The 18590-nt window shown below is 65.1% G+C and carries 15 protein-coding genes and 1 tRNA gene; 5 read left to right on the top strand and 11 right to left on the bottom strand.

Going from position 1 to position 18590, the window contains the following annotated elements:
• Nucleotides 1–23: 23 nt before the first annotated feature.
• From ACK2VC_RS07240 to ACK2VC_RS07230, 3 genes are all read left to right on the top strand, one after another.
• Nucleotides 24–506 carry a ClpXP protease specificity-enhancing factor gene (locus ACK2VC_RS07240; protein WP_486732926.1) on the top strand — a complete coding sequence of 161 codons (483 nt, stop codon included), beginning with the start codon at nt 24–26 and terminating at the stop codon, nt 504–506.
• 25 nt (nt 507–531) lie between these two features.
• Nucleotides 532–607: transfer RNA gene (locus ACK2VC_RS07235), tRNA-Thr, on the top strand.
• Between the two features lie 233 nt (nt 608–840).
• Nucleotides 841–2163 (top strand): ferredoxin reductase family protein, encoded by a 1323-nt coding sequence (locus tag ACK2VC_RS07230; protein ID WP_486732925.1) that lies wholly within the window; start codon nt 841–843, stop codon nt 2161–2163.
• Between the two features lie 68 nt (nt 2164–2231).
• Here ACK2VC_RS07230 and ACK2VC_RS07225 read toward each other — a convergent pair whose 3' ends face one another.
• From ACK2VC_RS07225 to ACK2VC_RS07210, 4 genes are all read right to left on the bottom strand, one after another.
• Nucleotides 2232–2831: a UbiX family flavin prenyltransferase gene (locus ACK2VC_RS07225; RefSeq protein ID WP_486732924.1), complete on the bottom strand. Its 600-nt coding sequence runs from the start codon at nt 2829–2831 to the stop codon at nt 2232–2234.
• 18 nt (nt 2832–2849) lie between these two features.
• Nucleotides 2850–3161 carry a Grx4 family monothiol glutaredoxin gene (gene grxD, locus ACK2VC_RS07220; RefSeq protein WP_486732923.1) on the bottom strand — a complete coding sequence of 104 codons (312 nt, stop codon included), beginning with the start codon at nt 3159–3161 and terminating at the stop codon, nt 2850–2852.
• A gap of 218 nt (nt 3162–3379) precedes the next feature.
• Nucleotides 3380–5722 carry a Tex family protein gene (locus tag ACK2VC_RS07215; protein ID WP_486732922.1) on the bottom strand — a complete coding sequence of 781 codons (2343 nt, stop codon included), beginning with the start codon at nt 5720–5722 and terminating at the stop codon, nt 3380–3382.
• A 111-nt stretch (nt 5723–5833) separates the two neighbouring features.
• Nucleotides 5834–6781 carry a hypothetical protein gene (locus ACK2VC_RS07210; RefSeq protein ID WP_486732921.1) on the bottom strand — a complete coding sequence of 316 codons (948 nt, stop codon included), beginning with the start codon at nt 6779–6781 and terminating at the stop codon, nt 5834–5836.
• Nucleotides 6782–7089: 308 nt separating this feature from the next.
• On the opposite strand from ACK2VC_RS07210, the gene ACK2VC_RS07205 reads away from it, so the two are divergent.
• The gene (locus tag ACK2VC_RS07205; RefSeq protein WP_486732920.1) at nt 7090–9255 is read left to right on the top strand and encodes a DUF1631 family protein; all 2166 of its coding nucleotides are present in this window, start codon (nt 7090–7092) and stop codon (nt 9253–9255) included.
• Between the two features lie 26 nt (nt 9256–9281).
• Here the strand turns inward: ACK2VC_RS07205 and prmC are convergent, their stop codons facing one another.
• From prmC to ACK2VC_RS07170, 7 genes are all read right to left on the bottom strand, one after another.
• Nucleotides 9282–10106: a peptide chain release factor N(5)-glutamine methyltransferase gene (gene prmC, locus ACK2VC_RS07200; protein ID WP_486732919.1), complete on the bottom strand. Its 825-nt coding sequence runs from the start codon at nt 10104–10106 to the stop codon at nt 9282–9284.
• Nucleotides 10107–10204: 98 nt separating this feature from the next.
• A complete protein-coding gene (locus ACK2VC_RS07195) occupies nt 10205–10681 on the bottom strand; it encodes a disulfide bond formation protein B (protein ID WP_486732918.1) in 477 nt (158 codons plus the stop codon).
• Between the two features lie 56 nt (nt 10682–10737).
• The gene (gene prfA, locus ACK2VC_RS07190) at nt 10738–11820 is read right to left on the bottom strand and encodes a peptide chain release factor 1 (protein ID WP_486732917.1); all 1083 of its coding nucleotides are present in this window, start codon (nt 11818–11820) and stop codon (nt 10738–10740) included.
• A gap of 90 nt (nt 11821–11910) precedes the next feature.
• Nucleotides 11911–13200 carry a glutamyl-tRNA reductase gene (gene hemA, locus ACK2VC_RS07185; protein ID WP_486732916.1) on the bottom strand — a complete coding sequence of 430 codons (1290 nt, stop codon included), beginning with the start codon at nt 13198–13200 and terminating at the stop codon, nt 11911–11913.
• 68 nt (nt 13201–13268) lie between these two features.
• Nucleotides 13269–15677 (bottom strand): CHASE2 domain-containing protein, encoded by a 2409-nt coding sequence (locus ACK2VC_RS07180; protein WP_486732915.1) that lies wholly within the window; start codon nt 15675–15677, stop codon nt 13269–13271.
• Nucleotides 15678–15699: 22 nt separating this feature from the next.
• Nucleotides 15700–17361 (bottom strand): FecR domain-containing protein, encoded by a 1662-nt coding sequence (locus tag ACK2VC_RS07175; RefSeq protein ID WP_486732914.1) that lies wholly within the window; start codon nt 17359–17361, stop codon nt 15700–15702.
• Nucleotides 17362–17390: 29 nt separating this feature from the next.
• Complete coding sequence (locus ACK2VC_RS07170; protein ID WP_486732913.1) at nt 17391–18080, bottom strand: response regulator transcription factor; 690 nt, start codon at nt 18078–18080, stop codon at nt 17391–17393.
• A gap of 147 nt (nt 18081–18227) precedes the next feature.
• Between ACK2VC_RS07170 and ACK2VC_RS07165 the strand changes: the two genes are divergently transcribed.
• The gene (locus ACK2VC_RS07165; protein WP_486732912.1) at nt 18228–18557 is read left to right on the top strand and encodes a hypothetical protein; all 330 of its coding nucleotides are present in this window, start codon (nt 18228–18230) and stop codon (nt 18555–18557) included.
• The last annotated feature ends 33 nt before the right edge of the window (nt 18558–18590 follow it).

Raw genomic sequence — 18590 nt, 5'->3', positions numbered from 1 at the left:
CGTTACGCAATCGTCATCGAGACATGCCTGAAATTTCTACCAAGCCCTATTTGCTGCGTGCTATTTACGAATGGTGCACGGACAACGGCTACACGCCGTATATCGCCGCGATGGTTGATGCCCAGACCAGCGTGCCGATGCAGTTCGTCAAGAATGGCGAAATCGTGCTCAACATCAGCTTTGAAGCGACCAGCGGCCTGAAACTCGACAATGATTCGGTGCATTTCAGTGCCCGTTTCGGCGGCGTCGCGCGCAATGTCATGGTTCCGGTCGCCAACGTGCTCGCCATTTACGCGCGCGAAAATGGCCAGGGCATGGCGTTCGAGGTGTCGCGGCCGACACCGGCGCCGGCACCGCAGTCCGGCGAGTCTGCGGGACCGGCCCCGGTGCTGGCGTCGGTGCCAAGCGCCCCGTCCGATGCGCTGGATAAACCTGCCGCCGAATCCGGCGACGATCCCGAGCCGCCAAAAAAGGGCAGCAGGCCGACACTGACCAGGATCAAATAAAGTACAATACGCGGCTCCCGCTCGTGCCGGCTTAGCTCATCTGGTAGAGCACATGATTTGTAATCATGGGGTGGCGGGTTCAAGTCCTGCAGCCGGCACCATTCAATTCATACTTGGCCCAACCGCGAGGTTGGGCTTTTTGTTTTGTGCGCTTTTTAGCCACATATGCGGGGAACTGAAAGTCGCTGGCCCCGCTGCCGGGGTCAAAAATCCTCTTTAAGAGTCCCTTAAGCTGGACGGCAAACAATCGAGGCAGTCGATATCCATTGTCTGTTTTGGGAGTCCATATGCTGATTGCGACTTGCTGGCCGCAGCCCGGCTCGAGGTGGCAACCATGAAGCTCGCGCTGGCCGCATGCATTGCCTTGATCTCGCTTGCCTGGAGTGCGAGCTTGCTCACCGATCCGGCGCTGGCGAGGGCTTCGGCACCCTGGGTGGTGCGCCAGGAAGCCTTGTACCTGACCGGCCTGCTGTCGTTTGGCCTGATGTCAATCGCCATGGTGCTGGCGACCAGGCCGGCATGGCTGGAAACGCCGTTCGGCGGTCTCGACCGCGTCTATCGGCTGCACAAGTGGGTCGGAATTTCCGCCGTCGCGTTTGGCGCGGCGCACTGGCTGGTGGAACTATCGGACGATCTGTTGAAAGCGATGATCGGCCGCGGCGGGCGCGTACCGAAGTTGCATGACGGCGGATTGCTGGAGGCGATGCGGCACTTCGGCAAGGACCTCGGAGAGTGGGCGATCTATGGCGCGCTGCTGATGCTCGCGATCAGCCTGTGGAAGCGCTTCCCTTATCAAATCTGGCGCTATCTGCATCGCCTGATGCCGGCCCTGTATCTGACGCTGGCGATCCATGCCGTGTTTTTGGCGCCGGCCGCGTACTGGATCCAGCCGGTTGGCGCACTGTTGGCGGTGCTGACGCTGGCAGGGAGCATTGCCAGCATCGTTGCGCTGACCAGGTCGATAGGCCGCGGCCGGCGCCGAAGCGGCGTGCTCGAAGAGGTGCGCGAACTGGCGCCGGGAATAACCGAAGTCGTCTGCCGTTTGCCGCAAGGGTGGGAAAATTATCGTCCGGGCCAGTTCGCGTTCGTTACCTTTGACCGATTCGAAGGCGCGCATCCATTCACCATCGCCGGTGTCGACGACGACGGCCGCAAGCTGGTGTTCCAGATCAAGGCGCTGGGCGACTATACCGACGGCCTCGCCGCGCGCCTGACGCCAGGCCAGCCGGTGACGCTGGAAGGGCCTTACGGCCGTTTCGATCTGCGCCGCGCTTCCCCGCGCAAACGCCAGATATGGATTGCCGCCGGCATCGGCGTCACGCCGTTCCTGGCATGGCTGGAAGCGCTCCAGCGCCGGCCGCACGCAACACCGGATACCGATCTGTACTATTCGGTGCGGGCAAGCGAGCACGATCCGTTCGTGGCCAGGCTGCAAAAGCTGTGCGCCGGCTTGCCGCGGATCCGGCTGCACATCCGCAGTACCGGGCGCGAGGGCGCGCTGACGCTGCGCGAACTCGAGCGCGGCCAGGGGCCGCTGCGGAAGGCTGAAATATGGTTCTGCGGACCGCAGGCGTTTGGGCGCAGTCTGCGCCAGAACTTGCGCCGCAGCGGCTCGCGCTGGGTGCGCTTCCATCAGGAAGCGTTTGAAATGCGTTAGGTCAGGACGGAACCGGACTGCGGGCGGGTCGACTGCAAGCGAATCGCACCCGGCCATGCCGGGCGGCCCTACTCAGCTTCCTTGATGCCGTTCCAGCGCGGCGCCAGTTCGTGCTCCATGGCGAACAAATCCAGCACGCGGCCCACGGTGTGATCGACCATCTCGGCGATGCTTTGCGGGCGATGATAAAAGCCGGGCAGCGGCGGATAAATGATGCCGCCCATTTCGGTGACCGCGGTCATGTTGCGCAGATGCGCCAGGTTGAGCGGCGTTTCGCGCACCATCAGCAGCAGCCGGCGCCGTTCCTTCAGCGTCACGTCGGCGGCGCGCGCGATTAGGTTGTCGGACAGGCCGTGCGCGATCGAGGCCAGGGTTTTCATCGAACAGGGAGCGACGATCATGCCCGCGGTCGGCAGGGAGCCGCTGGCGATCGAGGCGCCGATGTCGCGCACGCTGTGCACCACGTCGGCCAGGATTTCGATCTGCTTGCGCTTGAGGTCCAGCTCCTGGTGCAGCGTCAGGACGCCGGCGTCGGACAGCACCAGGTGGGTTTCGACGTGCGGCATCGGCTGCAGAACCTGCAGCAGCCGCACCCCGTACGCAACGCCAGTGGCGCCGGTGATGGCGATGATCAGCCGGGTACTGGGCGCTGCGTTGCCGGCTGCCATTTCTGGTAAAACGGCCGCTCAGGCGGCCAGCAGGGTTTGCAGTTCACCGGATTGGTACATCTCGTCTATGATATCGGTGCCGCCGATGAATTCGCCCTTGACGTAAAGTTGCGGAATGGTCGGCCACTTGGAGTAATCCTTGATGCCTTGACGCACTTCAGGGTCGTCCAGCACATTCACCGTGACCAGCCCTTCGACGCCGCTGGCTTTCAGTATCTCCACCGCCCGGCTGGAGAAGCCGCATTGCGGGAATTGGGCGGTTCCTTTCATGAACAGCACGATCGGATGCTGACTGACGGTTTCCTTGATCCAGGCTTGGACATCGCTCATAGTTACCTCGCTGTGATTAACTTTTCTATTATAGGAAAAACGGCCGCCCCGCGCTGTAATTGGATACGCGTTTTTCCTTTTGCTCGTGCCGTCCGTCGCATATCAAAATCAGATACTCCTATTAGATCTCGATATCTTCGCCGGAAAAGCGGTTGAATTTCGAGCATACTCCTACTGCCTTCGAATGATGGCGGGTGCTGTGCAAGAAACAGCGTGGTTTATGACTTGAGCTTGGCGAATGCCGCCGCCATCGCGCCATTGGCAACCGGCTGCGTCCGCTGCTGATGCTGCGCCAGGCGCTTGGCATCGTTGCGGTCGCCGCGCTGCGGCGCCGGCGCACCGGCGGCTGGCGGCGTGTCCGACAGGCGCATGGTGAGCGCGATGCGCTTGCGTTTTTCGTCGACTTCCAGCACCTTCACTTTCACCACCTGGCCGGCTTTCACCACCGTGTGCGGGTCCTTGACGAAGGTATTCGACAGCGCCGAAATATGCACCAGCCCATCCTGATGGACGCCGATATCGACGAAGGCACCGAACGCGGCGACGTTGGTGACCACGCCTTCCAGGATCATGTCGGGGCGCAGGTCGCGCAGCTGTTCGACGCCTTCCTTGAAGGTGGCGGTGACGAATTCGGGGCGCGGATCGCGGCCCGGCTTTTCCAGCTCCTTCAGGATGTCGGAAATCGTCGGTACGCCGAATTTCTCATCCGCGTACTTGGCCGGATTCAGTGACTTCAGCAGCTTGCCGTCGCCGATCACGCCTTTCACGTCCTTCTGGATGTCGGCCAGGATTTTTTCCACCAGCGGATAGGATTCCGGGTGCACCGCCGAGGCGTCGAGCGGATTGTCGCCACCCATCACGCGCAAAAATCCCGCGGCCTGCTCGAAGGTCTTGTCGCCCAGGCGCGGCACCGCGCGCAGCTCGGCGCGCGAGCTGAACATGCCTTTCATGTCGCGGTAGCTGACGATGCTTTGCGCCACGCTCGAATTCAAGCCGGAGACGCGCGCCAAGAGCGGCGCCGAAGCGGTGTTGACGTCGACCCCGACCGCGTTCACGCAATCCTCGACCACGGCATCGAGCGAGCGCGCCAGCTGGGTCTGGCCGACGTCGTGCTGGTACTGGCCGACGCCGATCGACTTCGGATCGATCTTCACCAGTTCCGCCAGCGGGTCTTGCAAGCGGCGCGCGATCGAGACCGCGCCGCGCAGCGAGACGTCCAGCTCCGGCAATTCCTTCGAGGCGAATTCGGACGCTGAATACACCGAGGCGCCGGCTTCCGAGACCACGATCTTGGTCAGCTTCAGCTCCGGCCGCAGCTTGATCAAGTCTTGCGCCAGCTTGTCGGTTTCGCGCGAGGCGGTGCCGTTGCCGATCGAGATCAGCGCCACCTGGTGCTTTTCCGCCAGCTGCGCCAGCGTATGCAGCGAACCGTCCCAGTCGTTGCGCGGCTGATGCGGGTAGATCGTTGCAGTATCGACCACCTTGCCGGTGGCGTCGACCACCGCGACTTTCACCCCGGTGCGCAGGCCCGGATCGAGCCCCATGGTCGCGCGCGGGCCGGCCGGCGCGGCCAGCAGCAAGTCCTTCAGGTTGCGCGCGAAGACGTGGATCGCCTCGACCTCGGCCTGTTCGCGCAGGGCGGTCATCAGCTCGGTTTCCAGGTGCATGAAGACCTTGACGCGCCAGGCCCAGCGCACGGTGTCGGCCAGCCACTTGTCGGCGGGACGGCCTTCGTTCTTGATGCCGAAACGAGCGGCGATGCGGCCTTCGCAGGGGTTGTGCGGCGCGTCCCATTTCGGCTTTTCCTCTTCGGAATCGAGGCGCAGCGCGACGTTCAGGATTTCCTCGCGCCGGCCACGGAACAAGGCCAGCGCGCGGTGCGAGGGAATGGTGCCGATGGTTTCGGAATAGTCGAAATAATCGGCGAACTTTTCGCCGGCGTCCTGCTTGCCGTCGATCACTTTCGACTCCACCACGCCGTGTTCGCTCAGGTATTCGCGCAGGGCTTGCAACAGGCTGGCATCTTCGGCAAAGCGCTCCATCAGGATCTGGCGCGCGCCGTCCAGAGCCGCCTTGGCATCGGCCACGCCGGGATTGTCGCCGTTGGCGGTGGAGAACGCCGGCTTCAGGTACTTGATCGCCTCTTCCTCGGGGTTCAGCCCCGGATTGGCCAGCAAGGCATCGGCCAGTTCGGTCAGGCCGGCTTCGGCGGCGATCTGCGCCTTGGTGCGGCGCTTCGGCTTGTACGGCAGGTACAAGTCTTCCAGCCGCGTCTTGTCTTCGGCGTGGCTGATGGCGTCGCGCAGTTCTGGCGTCAGCTTGCCCTGTTCCTCGATCGAGGCCAGGATCGTCGCGCGCCGCTCCTCCAGTTCGCGCAGGTAGCGCAGGCGTTCTTCCAGCAGGCGCAGCTGGATGTCGTCCAGGCCGCCGGTCGCTTCCTTGCGGTAGCGGGCTATGAAGGGCACGGTGGCGCCCTCGTCCAGCAAGGCGACGGCGGCGGCCACCTGGGCCGGTTTGGCGGCAAGTTCAAGCGCGAGACGTTGTTCGATCGAGGGCAGCATGGGCAATGGAATGTGAGGCGGGAATGAAAGCAAGCCCGGGATGATACCGAATTGACGCCCTGCCGTCAGGCGTGGCTGCCACGCACGGTGCTGGCGATTTCCGGCATGCGGTCAGCGGGCCGGCGTATCGGCGGGCGGGCAGCCGTTCTGGCCCCACTTGCCGTTACATACTTCCCGAGTGCACTCGGCGCGCAGCGCGTCATCGGTCATGCTTGCGCATTGGGCCAGCATCCGCGGCGTCAGCGACCGCTCGGCGGAATTCGCCTTGCGCGGAATTTGCCTGCTTGAGGGGCCGGTGTCGACGACGCTTGCGGCGCCGCGCGGCGGTGCCTCGTCCTGGCTGGTGGTTTGCTGCGGCACCTGGGCCGGCTCGATGAGCTGGAGGGCGGTTGTGGGCGCCTCACTGGCCGCTACCGGCGGTGATGTTGGTGGTGCTGCCGGCGGCGGTGTTTCCGGCTCGGCCGCACCGTCATACGGCAGTTCGCCGGCCGAGGTCTTCGGCGTGGCGGCGCGGACGGCAGCGGCAATGGGCGGCTCGCCTTGCTGGCTGGCGGGCATGCGTGGCGCTGGGGGTTGCGACCGCCAGAGCGCCACCGCTCCGCCGCCGGCGACGAGCGCCAGGATGGCGGCCAGCCAGAGCGCGCGTGCGTAGCGATTCACGGCACGTGGCGCCGCTTGGTACCAGGATGGCGGCGCGGCGCCGGCGCCGAAAGCCGTCGGGTTGAAATAGGGGGTTGGCGATGCGCCGGTTCCGCTGTCTGCTGCGTGCTTGGAGTTGGCCACGGTTGCCGCCGGTGCCGGCGCTGGCGGCGGCCCGGCGCGCAGGCCGGCCAGCGGTGGCGGCAAGCCGCTTTCCAGGCTGAATTCGCGCTTGCCGACCATGCGCATGTCTTGCGGCCTGACTTGCTGCGGGAACGCATAGTTGACGCCGCTGGCGCGTGCCGCGCCGGCGGCCGGCAACACATGTCCGCAGGCAATGCAGCGGGTCGCCTGGTCGCTGTTTTCCGTATTGCAAGCAGGGCAGCGCGGGAGAATTCCGGGAGGCGTTCGAGTCATCATCGTCTTCAGTGGTGCGCAAGTGCCGGAAAAGTTCTGAGGCTGGCCGGCGCCGGCGAAGACCGTTTCAATGTAATGACACGACGGCTGCTGCGTTTGATGTTTCTCAAACCGGAGTGCCGTCAGTTCGATGCCTGAATGGCAAATTGAGCGCGAGCTAGCCGTGGATTTAACAAAATTTTTAAAATATCATTGCCGTACGGAAATATTGTGTCAAAATGGACGTATCTATCTCCGCTCGCGCCCGCTGGCGGTTTTGCCTGTGGTGCTGTACGGAAGCACGATCAGCCTCAGCCCTGGAGCAACCGACCATGGTGACCAATCTCAACCCAGCCGCCAGCCCGACCGCCGCCATGCCGGCCGCGCGGCGCGCCGAATTGCTGCGCTCCCTGGTGTCGCTGGCGTCGGCTAGCGCCAACCCGCAACTGGAGGCGTATCCGCCGCGCTTGGCCGCGGCCCTGCTGGAGCAATCCGAACAGAGTGGCGACGGCAAGGAAGCCAACCTCAGTTTCAATGCCGCCAATCTGCTGAAGAAAAACATCTATCCGTTTTATTACCTGGTGTCCGGGCATTTGCTGGAGGCGTTGCGACACGCCATGCGGGAACTGGAAAACCCCGCCACCGGCCCGCGGGAGCGGGGTGACGCGCTGTCGCTGGTTCCGTACGAGGAAATCGAACGCAGGGTGTTGCTGGGCAATCTGTGCCGTCCGCTGGCCGAGCAGCACGCCGATCAGTTGAACGCGCTCGGTATGCGGCTGGCGCTGCTGACGGGGCGCGCGGAAATGGCGCCGGCCGAGCACCCGTTCCGGCCCGAGCTGTTCGCGCAGGCAATCGATGAAGCGTGGCGCGAATTCAATCCCGATCCGGAAGCGCATCACCTGTTGCTGGCGCTGCTGCGGCCCGGGCTGCTGCCCGACCTGGCGCCGGTCTGGAAGGGCTTGAACGACGCGCTGGTGGCGCAGGGGGTGTTGCCGCAACTGTCGACTTCGTACCAGATCCGCAAGACCACAACCAGTCGGGATGCGCGGCGTGCCGTCGACGATCCGCTGCTGTTGCAGCAGCTGCGCAACTTGCTGACGGCGCCGCAGGCCTCGTCCGGTGTCGCGCCGCTGGCGCCCCAGGCACCCGCGGATGCTGCGGCCGACGCTGCGCGCATGCGCCCGGCGGCCGGCGCGCAGTTGTTCGATTATCTGGCCAGCCTGCAAAAAGCCATGCTCGAGGGGCAGGCCGGCGCCGCCGCGCCCGGTCCGGCATTGCTCGGCAAGATCAAGCAGCAGACGCCGCCAGGAGCGCTGTCCGCGGTCGACGAAAATACCATCGACCTGCTGAGCACAGTGTTCGACGTGATTTTCAGCGACCGGCACATCGCGCCCGAGATCAAGTCGCTGATCGGATTCCTGCAGGTGCCGGTGCTGAAGGCGGCGCTGCTCGACCAGGAATTCTTCTTCGACGATACTCATCCAGCGCGTCGCATGATCGACGTGCTGGCCAAATCCAGCGCCGGCTGGGATCAGCAGGATGGCGCGCGCGATCCGCTGTTCCAGGCGTTGAAGCGCAATGTCGACCGGGTGCAGCGCGAATTCGACCAGCAGATGTCGGTGTTTTCCGATGTCGTGTCCGAACTCGAGGCGTTCATCCGCGACGATGAAGCGGCTGCGATTGGCGGCCTGGCGGCGCCGATCGACAGCGCCTTGCGCCAGGAAAAGCTGGGGCAGGCCCGGCGCGCGGCGCAAACCGAAGTGGCTTTACGTATCGGCACCGGCGAAGTGGTGGCGTTTGTCGAAACTTTTCTCGAAAATCGCTGGGTGCCGGTGCTGACCATCGCCTATGCGCGCGCCGAGGCCCAGCCGCAGGCGGTCAGCAGCGCGCTGCAGACGATGGACGACCTGATCTGGAGCGTGAAGCCGAAGATCACACCCGAGCAGCGCAAGGAATTGATCGCCAAGCTGCCGTCGATGCTGGCGCGGCTGAACAAGTGGCTGAACCTGATCGAGTGGGAAGATTCGGACCGCTTGCAGTTCTTCGCCGAACTGGCCGAGTGCCACGCCTCGATCGTGCGTGCGCCGGTCAATCTGTCGCCCGAGCAGCAGCTTGAACTGGCGCTGGAAGTCGCGCAAAAGGCGGCTGAGCGGCGCCTGGAGAAACAGGCCAATGCCAAGCCCGAGCCGCCGCCCGATGAATTCGTGGAACGGTTGGCCCAGTTGCAAAGCGGGATGTGGCTGGAGTTTGCACAACCGGACGGTAGCCAGAAGAAGGTCAAGCTGGCCTGGGTCAGTCCGATGCGCAGCCTGTACATCTTCACCACGCGCGACCGCCAGGAATCGTTTTCGATTTCCGATGAAGATCTGGCGCAAGCCTTGCGCGAACAGCGCGCCAGCGTGGTGCCGCTGGCCGGGGTGGTGGATCGCGCCTTGACCCAGGCGCTGGAAGGAATGGTGGCCAACGATCCGCAGCATGCGGCGGTTGCGGTCGGCTAGGTCATCTTCGCCACATGCTGGTCGAGTCAGGCGCCGCTGACCCCGCCGCTCACGCGTTCAATGCCGGCCAGGTCGCGCCAGCTTTGCACCTCCTCGAATCCCGCCGTCGCCAACAGCGAGCGCACCGGCGCCGCTTGGTCGTAGCCGTGCTCGAGCAACAATATTCCGTGTGGTGCCAGATGGCCGGGGGCGCCGTCGATGATGCTGCGCAGGGCGGCAAGGCCATCGGCATGGTCGGTCAGGGCGTCCTGCGGTTCGAAGCGCAGGTCGCCCTGCGCCAGGTGGGCGTCGCCGGCGACGATATACGGCGGGTTGGCGACGATCAGGTCGAAGCGTTCCTCCTGCAGCGCGCCGAACCAGTCGCTGCGCAGAAAGCGGACATCCACCCGATAACGTTCGGCATTGCGCCGCGCCACCGCCAGCGCGGCGGTGCTGAGGTCGAGTGCCGTCAGTTTCAGGTCGGGCCGCGTGTGCGCCAGCGCCACCGCGATCGCGCCCGAGCCGGTACCCATGTCCAGGATATGGCTGCCCGGCGCGGCGCGCTGCAGCGCCAGTTCCACCAGCAATTCGGTTTCCGGGCGCGGGATCAGTACATCCGGTGTCACCTCGAACGCGAGGCCGTAAAACTCGCGCGCGCCGACCAGGTAGGCGATCGGCTCGCCCTGGCGGCGGCGCTGCACCAGCGCCGACAGGCGGCGCGCCTCGTCCGCGTTCAAGGCCCGCTCCGACTGGGTGATCAGTTGCACCCGCGTCAGTTGCAGAGCGTGGCCGAGCAGGATGCGGGTTTCCAGCGCATCGAGCGGCGGATTTTTGAGCAGCGCGTCGACCCGGCTGCCGGCGGTTATCAGCATGGCGCGCGCCTGGCCGGTTTGGATACTCTGGTTTGTGGTGCCAAATTCCGGCGACGAATACGACGCTTGATCAACATACTGCCACGTTTTTAGGTCGGTTAGCGGCGGCGCCGGAAAAACAGCGTACCCAGCACGATCGCAAAAATCGCGAACCAGACCAGCGACCACTGTGGGATCGACAGCCCGAGGAGCGGCGGATAGCCGGCGCTGCACAGGCCGTCGGCCTTGAACAGGAAGGGCAGCAGATTGGCGGTGGGGTAGGTGTTGAGCGCGGTTTCCAGCGGATCGATGCCGCAGGAAATCGCCGGGTGCGCCTGCACCCAGATGTGCCAGCCGGCGACGCCGGCGCCCCCCAGCGTGGCCAGCAAGCCCAGTCCAGCTCCGCTCCGGGCGGCGCCGCGCGGCAGCAGCGCAAACAGCAGGCAGATCAGGGCGACGGCGGCAAACAGGTAGCGCTGGATGATGCACAGCGGGCAGGGCAGCATGCGTTCGACGTGCTGCAGATAGAGCGCCACGCCCAGCAGCGCGAGTGAAATCAGGGCCACGACGAGCAATACGGGTCTGGAAGTTTTCATGGTTTTAGCGGCTGGCAAGAATTCGGTTGATCGATTGAAGGTGGCTTGGGCCGCCCTCACAGGCTGTCGCCCAGCGCCGCCAGCAAGTCGGCCTGGTGCTCGGCGGCCAGCGCATTGGTCAGTTCGTCCAGGTCGCCGTCCATGATGAAATCGAGCTTGTACAAAGTCAGGTTGATGCGGTGGTCGGTCATCCGCCCTTGCGGGAAATTATAGGTGCGAATCCGTTCGCTGCGGTCGCCGGAGCCGATCAGCGACTTGCGGGTGGCCGCTTCTTTGCTTTGCTGCTCGCGCAATTGCACGTCCTGGATGCGCGCCGCCAGCACCTTCATCGCTTGCGCCTTGTTCTTGTGCTGGCTGCGGTCGTCCTGGCATTCGACCACGATGCCGCTCGGCAGGTGCGTGATGCGCACCGCGGAATCGGTCTTGTTGATGTGCTGGCCGCCGGCGCCCGAGGCGCGGTAGGTGTCGATGCGCAAGTCGGCCGGATTGATCTCGACATCGCCGACTTCATCGGCTTCCGGCATCACCGCCACGGTGCAGGCCGAGGTGTGGATGCGGCCCTGGGTCTCGGTGGCCGGCACCCGCTGCACCCGGTGTCCGCCCGATTCGAACTTCAGCTTCGAATAGGCGCCGTGGCCGACGATACGCACGATGACTTCCTTGTAGCCGCCGATCTCGGACGGTGACTCCGACACCATCTCGACCTGCCAGCGCTGACGCTCGGCAAAGCGGGTATACATGCGCAGCAGGTCGCCGGCGAACAGCGCTGCCTCGTCGCCGCCGGTGCCGGCGCGGATTTCCAGAAAAATATTGCGCTCGTCGTTGGGGTCTTTCGGCAGCAGCATTTTCTGCAGGTCCAGTTCGAGCTGCTGCATACGCTGCTGCGTTGCCGCGATCTCGTCCTGCGCGAAATCCTTCATCTCGGGATCGGCCAGCATTTCCTGCGCCGCTCGCAGGTCGGCATCGGCTCGCGTGTAGTTGCCGTACAGCGCCACCAGCGGCTCCAGCTCGGCGTGTTCGCGCGTCAGCTTGCGATACTGATCCATGTTCGAGGTCGCGTCTTCCTGCATCAGCAGGCGGTTTAATTCCTCCAGTCGATGCGTCAATTGATCGAGCTTGGCAAGCAGGGAAGGTTTCATCGGCGAAGTGGAATTCAGTGGAGGATCATGCGCGGGCTGCGCGCGGCGGCCAAAACCGGGCCGCTTTGCTGCGGCAGGGGACGCCGGCCGCTAACGGCGGGTGCGGAACAGTTGCGGCAGCAGGGCCGCGAGCCGGGCGCGCTCGTCGCCGTGGGCTTGATGCAGCGCTTGTTGCGGGCCGTGCAGGAACTTGGCGGTCAGCCCTTTCGAGAGCGCTTCCAGCACTGCCTCGGCATCGTCGCCGCGCGCCAGCATGCGGCGTGCGCGCTCTAGCTCCAGCGTGCGGATCTGCTCGGAGCTGTCATGCAGATCCTGGATCACCGGCACCACCGCGCGGCTATCGAGCCAGTGCATGAACGACTGTACGCGGTTTTCGATGATAACTTCGGCTTGCGCCACCGCGCTCTGGCGCTGTTCGAGTCCAGTTTGGACCGTCATCCCGAGATCGTCGACGGTGTACAAAAAGACGTCGTTCAGGCGGCCGACCTCGGTCTCGATGTCGCGCGGCACCGCCAGGTCGACCATGAACATCGGCTTGTGGCGGCGCTGCTTGATCGCGCGCTCGACCATGCCGAGGCCGATGATCGGCAGGGTCGAAGCGGTGCACGAGACGACGATGTCGAACGTGGCCAGCTGCTCCGGCAGGCCGGCCAGCCGGATTGCCTGGCCGTTGAAGCGGTGCGCCAGCGCCTCGCCGCGTTCCAGCGTGCGGTTGGCGATGGTCAGGGTTTTCGGCGTTTGGGCGGCGAAGTGGGTGGCGCACAATTCGATCATTTCGCCAGCGCCGATGAACAGCACGTTCTGTTCGGAAATGGTGTCGAAGATCCGCTGTGCCAGCTTGACCGCGGCCGCCGCCATCGACACGCTGTGGGCGCCGATTTCAGTGGTGCTGCGGATTTCCTTGGCGACCGAGAAACTGCGCTGGAACAACTGGTGCAGATAGGTGCCGAGGCCGCCGGCGGCTTCCGCCTGGCGCACCGCGTCCTTCATCTGGCCGAGGATCTGCGGCTCGCCCAGCACCATCGAATCGAGACCGGAGGCGACGCGGAACGCGTGCCGCACCGCGTTGTCCTGCGGCAGCGTGTACAGATACGGACGCAGTTCGGAATAGGGCAGGCGGTGATAGTCGGCCAGGAAATGCGCGGTCGAATCGATCGCGGAATCGACCCCGCTCGGCAGGCTGCTGGCGGCGTACAGCTCGGTACGATTGCAGGTGGAGAGGATTGCCGCCTCGTCGGACGAGGTCGCATTCCCGCTCTGGCCGAACCAGGCGCGCGCCGCCGCCACCGCCTGACCGATCTGGTCAGCCGGGAACGCCACCCGCTCGCGCAAGGCGACTGGCGCGGTGGTGTGGTTGAGCCCGACGGCGAGCAAATGCATGAGGGTCGTAGGCAGGGAATGGCAACACCTCATTATAGCCGCTTGCCGTGGCGCACAAGTGCGTGAAATCAGCTAGCGGAGAGGGGCGGCCGCTGCTGTTGTCCGAGCAGCAACGGCAGCGCGATACGGAAGGTGGTGCCATGTCCGGGCCGGCTGTCAAACGTGATGTGGCCGCCGTGACGCTCGACCACCGTCTTGACGAATACCAGCCCGAGCCCGATGCCGTCATGTCGCGGCTGACCGGGGGCCGCGATACGGGAGAAGCGCTGGAACAGCCGCGCCTGGTCGGCCGCCGCGATGCCGTAGCCCTGATCGCTGATGCTGCACACGACCTGCGGCGCTTGCGTCGCCTGCTGTCGGTGCAGCGCGCAGTGGATGCGGGTGGCGGCCGGGCTGTAGTTGATCGCATTCGAGAGCAGGTTGATCAGCGCGCGCGTCAGCAGTGCCCGGTCCGCCCGCACCGGCATCTCTTCTCCGCCGAGATCGGTGTCCAGGCGCACCTCGCGGCTCTTGGCCAGGGACCACATTTCATCGGTCGCATCCAGCAGCAGGTCCTGGAAGTCGACCTCTTCCAGGCGGTACTCCTGCGATTCGGCGCGTGCCAGTTGGACGAAATTGTCGGCCAGTCCGAGCGTCTTGCGCGCGGCCTTTTCGATGCGGTTGAAAAACTCGGGCTGCGGCAAGGCCGAGCCGGTATCTTCCTGCAATTCCAGCAAGGCCAAAATCGAGGCTTGCGGCGCGCGCATGTCATGCGACAGGAAGCGCAGGGTTTCGTCGCGGCTGCGTTCAGCCGCCCGGATATTGGAAATGTCGATCAGATTGACGATCCAGCCGGTCAGCAGGTGGGCCGCCGAGTAACAGGGAGCGCTTTTCAGCAGCAGGTCGCGGCCGTTGCGGTCTTGTGCAGCGACGCCGTTGGACAGTGCCGCCACCTGTTGCAGGTCGAGCAGATCGCCCCACTCGACCACCACGTTGGCGCGCTGGTCGATCGCCTGCGGCGCCGAGAGCGCGGCGAACAGGCGGGGCAGCAGCGCCTCCTGGTTGGCTGCCAGGCCGAGGGTGGCCAGATAGGCATCTGCATGCGGGTTGGCCAGCAGCACGCGGCCGTCGGGGGAGGTGATCAGCACCGCATCCGGAAAGCTGTTCAGGCTGTCGGAAATGAACTGGCGCAGATCGCGTACGCGCCGCGCGGCGCTGGTCATGGCGCGGATGCGCTGCTCCAGCAGGTCGGCCAGCGGCTCGGCGAGGTCCGCTGGCGGAATTTCCGGCAGCAGGTGAGGCTCGCGGTCCAGGCGCATGAATTCCTGGCCGAGGTAGGAAATCGCCGTTTCCAGTCGGCGCCAGCTCCAGAGCGGGTAGGACAGCAGCAGCGCCAGCAACGCGGCGGCAGGAGCCAGCCAGATACCGGCGCGCAAAGCCAGGAAGCTGGCTGCCAGCGTCAGCAGCAGCAGGCCGGCGGTGGTCAGCAAGGACAGGCGCGGCGAAAGAAACAGGTAGCCGAGCAGTGTCAGCAGCACCGGCAAGGCGCAAAACAGCGCGGTTTGCCAGGGCGCGGCGAGGGCGATCGACTTGCCGTCCAGCAGGCCGGCGAGGATGTTGGCGTTGATTTCGATACCGGCCATGGCGCCGTTCAAGCCGGATACCGGGGTCGGATAGGAATCGGCCATGCCGACTGCGGTGGCGCCGATCAGCACGTATTTGCCGGCAAAGAACTGTGGCGGCACTTCGCCGCGCAACGCCGCCACGTACGGCACCGACTGGAAATGGCCGCTGCCGCCGGCAAACGGGATGCGCAGCAGCGCATCGGAGTGAATGGTCGTGGCCACGGCCGCCTGCGCCCCTCCTTCGCAGGCGCTGGCGGTCGGCCCCTGCCGGTTGGCCGCCAGCGCCGACGCAAAATGCGGCCACCAGACGCCGTTCTGCACGACATACGGCGCAAAGCTACGCAATACGCCGTCGCTGTCGAGCTGCAGGTTGATATGGCCGAGGGCGTGCGCCGCGCATGCCAGTTCGGCGATCGGTGGCGCCATCACGAGGCCGATGCCACGATTGGCGACAATCGCCGGCAGCACGGTGCGGCGGTTGGCGGCGAGCGCCGCGGCCAGGGCTTGGTCGCCGGTACGGATGCCGTCGGCCGCCGCCGGTTCCGGTTCCGGTTCCGGCAGCAGGACATCCAGCCCGATCGCGCGCGGGGCGGCGTCGGCGATGTTCTGCAGCAGTTGCGCATGCCGCGCCCGCGGCCACGGCCAGCGCCCCAGTTCGGCCAGGCTGTAGTCGTCGATGGCGACGATGATGATGTCGTCGCGCGCCGGGCGGCCGTTGGCCGACAGCAACAGGTCGTACAGCGACTGGTCGATACGGCCCAGGCCGTTTTGCCAGCCGAGGCCGCCCGCCAGCAAGGTCAGCAGGCAGGTCAGCAGCAGCCATTCGCGAAAGGCCAGGCGTTGGGCGAAGCGCGACAGCCTGGGTTTGTTCATAGGGGTTGGCGGCGGCGCGGCGTCAGCGGGAATTCGGCTCGCGGGTGGCGCCGACGGTAAACGGCGCACCGTCATGAATGATCCAGTGGTCGGTCACTACGAATGCCTGCGCCGGCGAGAACGCATCGGCGGTCCCGTCGGCCTGCATGGCTTGCACTCGCGCATAGTAGGTGCCGAAGGCGGGGCGGGTCAGTCGAACTTCCGGACGCTCGGTCGTGGCTGACAGCAATAGCCAACTAAAGGCGGCGTCGCGCGCCACCTGCACCAGGTACTTCTGGCCGGGCGCGCCTGCCCAGCGCAGCCACAGCTTGTCGCGGTCGCTGTCATCGACGAATGGCGCGCCTTGTGCCGGCGGCACCTTGAGCCTGCCGGTCGCGCCGAACGGTTGCTGCGTGCGCACTCCGTCGCGCAATGTCACTGGCGCCACTTGCCAGTAATATCGGCCTGGCTCCAGCGTGCTGCTGGCGTAACGTGGCTGGCTGACTTCGACTTCGGCGACGATGTTGCGAAAGCCTGGGTCGCGCGCGATGCGCAGGCGGTAGGCGTCGGCATGGTTGCCGCTGTTCCAGGTGAGCGTGGCCGCCGTGCCGGCGGCTGGCGGCGGCAGCGCGCCGGCCGGCAGCGCGAAACGGCTGCTGCGCGGCAGACCTTCCAGGCCGAGCTTGTCGATTGCCGAAAGCCGGGCGAAGTAGTGGCCTCTCGCCAACCCCTGGATTTTCAGTTCGGGCGTGGTGCTGGTGCTTTCGGCGACGATCTCCTGGCCCTCGCTGTCGGTGGCGATTTGCACCTGGTAGGCGCTGGCGCCGGCCACCGGCAGCACTTCGAAGCGCAGCGCCGCACCGTCCGCCGCCGGCGCGCTTGCCAACTGCGGCGGCGGCAGCAAATCGACTGCTGTTGGCGTTCCCGCCGCGCTGACGATGGCGCCCTGGCCCTGATGCAGGATCAGGCTGGCGCTGACGCCGGGCCGGGTCAGTGCGACGCTGCCGTCCAGCACCCCGTGGCCGACCCGCTCCTCCGTCACCGCCACCCGAAAATGCGTGCCGCGCACGCCGGTGACGCTTTGCGGCGAACGCACTTCAAAACGCCCCTGATTCACATTCAGCGGTGCTACGCGCGCTTCGACGCGGCCTTGCAGGATGCTGACTTCGGTGCGCGGGCTGTTGGTATAGCGCGCCATGCGCAGCCGGGAGAGCCCGATGTGGCTGTTGGACGGAATCGAAATGCGCGACTGGTCGGCCAGCGCCAGGGTGAGGAAACTGTTGGCGCCGGTGGTCAGGCTGGCACCTTCGCGCAGCACGCTGCCGGGCGTGATGCGCACTGCAGCGCCGTTGGCGGCGTTGGCGGAAATGCTGCCGGAAAAGGCAACGATCCTGGCTTCGTTCGGTTCGTCCGGCAGCAAGTCGGCCGGGATCACGATTGCGGTGCCGATCGGGATGCTGATGTCCTTGCTGATGCGGTTCAGCTTGCCGAGCGCGACCCAGTTGCCGGAGCGGGTGGTGAGTTGCTGCGCGATCGACGACAGGGTGTCGCCGCCTTGCGCGTAATAAGTGACTTGGCCGTCGCCGACGCGAATCGTGCCGGGAGCGCCGCTGGTGGCGATTGGCGGCTGGCTTGCGGGCTGCGCCGCGCCTGCCCGGTATGCCAGCAGGCAGCAGAAGCCGATCAGTATGAAGATGATGCGCATGCGTTTCTCCTGCGCACCCCGGTAACGCCCTACGCGGATATTTGTTCCAGTCGATACCCGTAACTGTACACCGGGGCCAGCCGAAAGCCGTTGTCTGGACGCAATTGTAACTTGGTCCGTACCCGCGAGACATGGGTATCCATCGTGCGCGACGGAATTTCAATGTCGCGCGCCCAAACAGCTTCCAGAATGTAGGCGCGCGACAACGGCCGCCCCAGATTGCGGAAGAACAGCAGCGCCAGGTCGAATTCCTTTTGCGTCAGTTCAACCGGGACACCGTTTACCGTCAGGCGCGCGGTGCGCACTTCAAACACATAATTGCCGAACTGCAATTGTTCGACCGCGTTCTGGTTTGGATAGGCGCGCCGCAACAGCGCCTGTACCCGCGCCACCAGTTCGCCGCGCCGGATCGGCTTGATCATGTAATCGTCGGCGCCGGCCGCGAGGCCGGCCACGATGTCGTCCTCGCCGGAACGGCTGGTCATGAACAATACCGGCAGATTGGGGGCGAGCTTTTCGCGCGCCCAGCGTAATACCGCGGCGCCATCCAGGTCCGGCACCTGCCAGTCGATCACCAGCATGTCGTAGCTTTCGCGCCGCAACTGGTTCAGCATTTCCTTTCCGCTTTGAAAAGGATAACAAAGATGACCCACGGCGGTGAGGACCTGGCATACCAGGTCGGTCTGGCTGCGGTCATCATCAAGTACTGCAATTCTCATTGTGTTTGTGCGCGTCGAACGAGCGAGCGGTTGATTGACTCTGCTAATCTACCAAGTATTGTTGGCGGATACACTGAATGAATTGCAATTTGACAATATTTCACAAATTTGAGCATGAGTATCGCGTCCGGTGAGGGAGAAAGTAGCATGAACTGGCGTCGAAGCTTCGGTATTTGTGGCGCTTGTGCCGGCCTACTGGTTTGCGGCGCGGCGCTGGCGACGGACGGCGCCAACGCTGGCCACGACAGCACGCCGGCTGCGGCCCGCCAGCCGCTGGCGGCCAGCCTGAATCTGTCGTTGCCGGCCGCCGACGGGCTGGATCGCAGCGAGCGCGTGGCGCCGGCCGCACCGCCGGCACGTTCCGCGTTTGACGCCCGGATACCGGATGGCCACCAGGCCAGCCCGATTTGCAAAAACGGCGTGCGCAGTACTTCGTACCAAATTGTGGGCGGCAACATGGTTTACAAGTGCGATTGACGCCGCGCCTATCCAGCGCTGCCTCAGACCTGC

The organism is Herbaspirillum sp. WTB6 (assembly GCF_057457785.1).
This window is presented reverse-complemented; position numbering and strand designations above follow the sequence as displayed.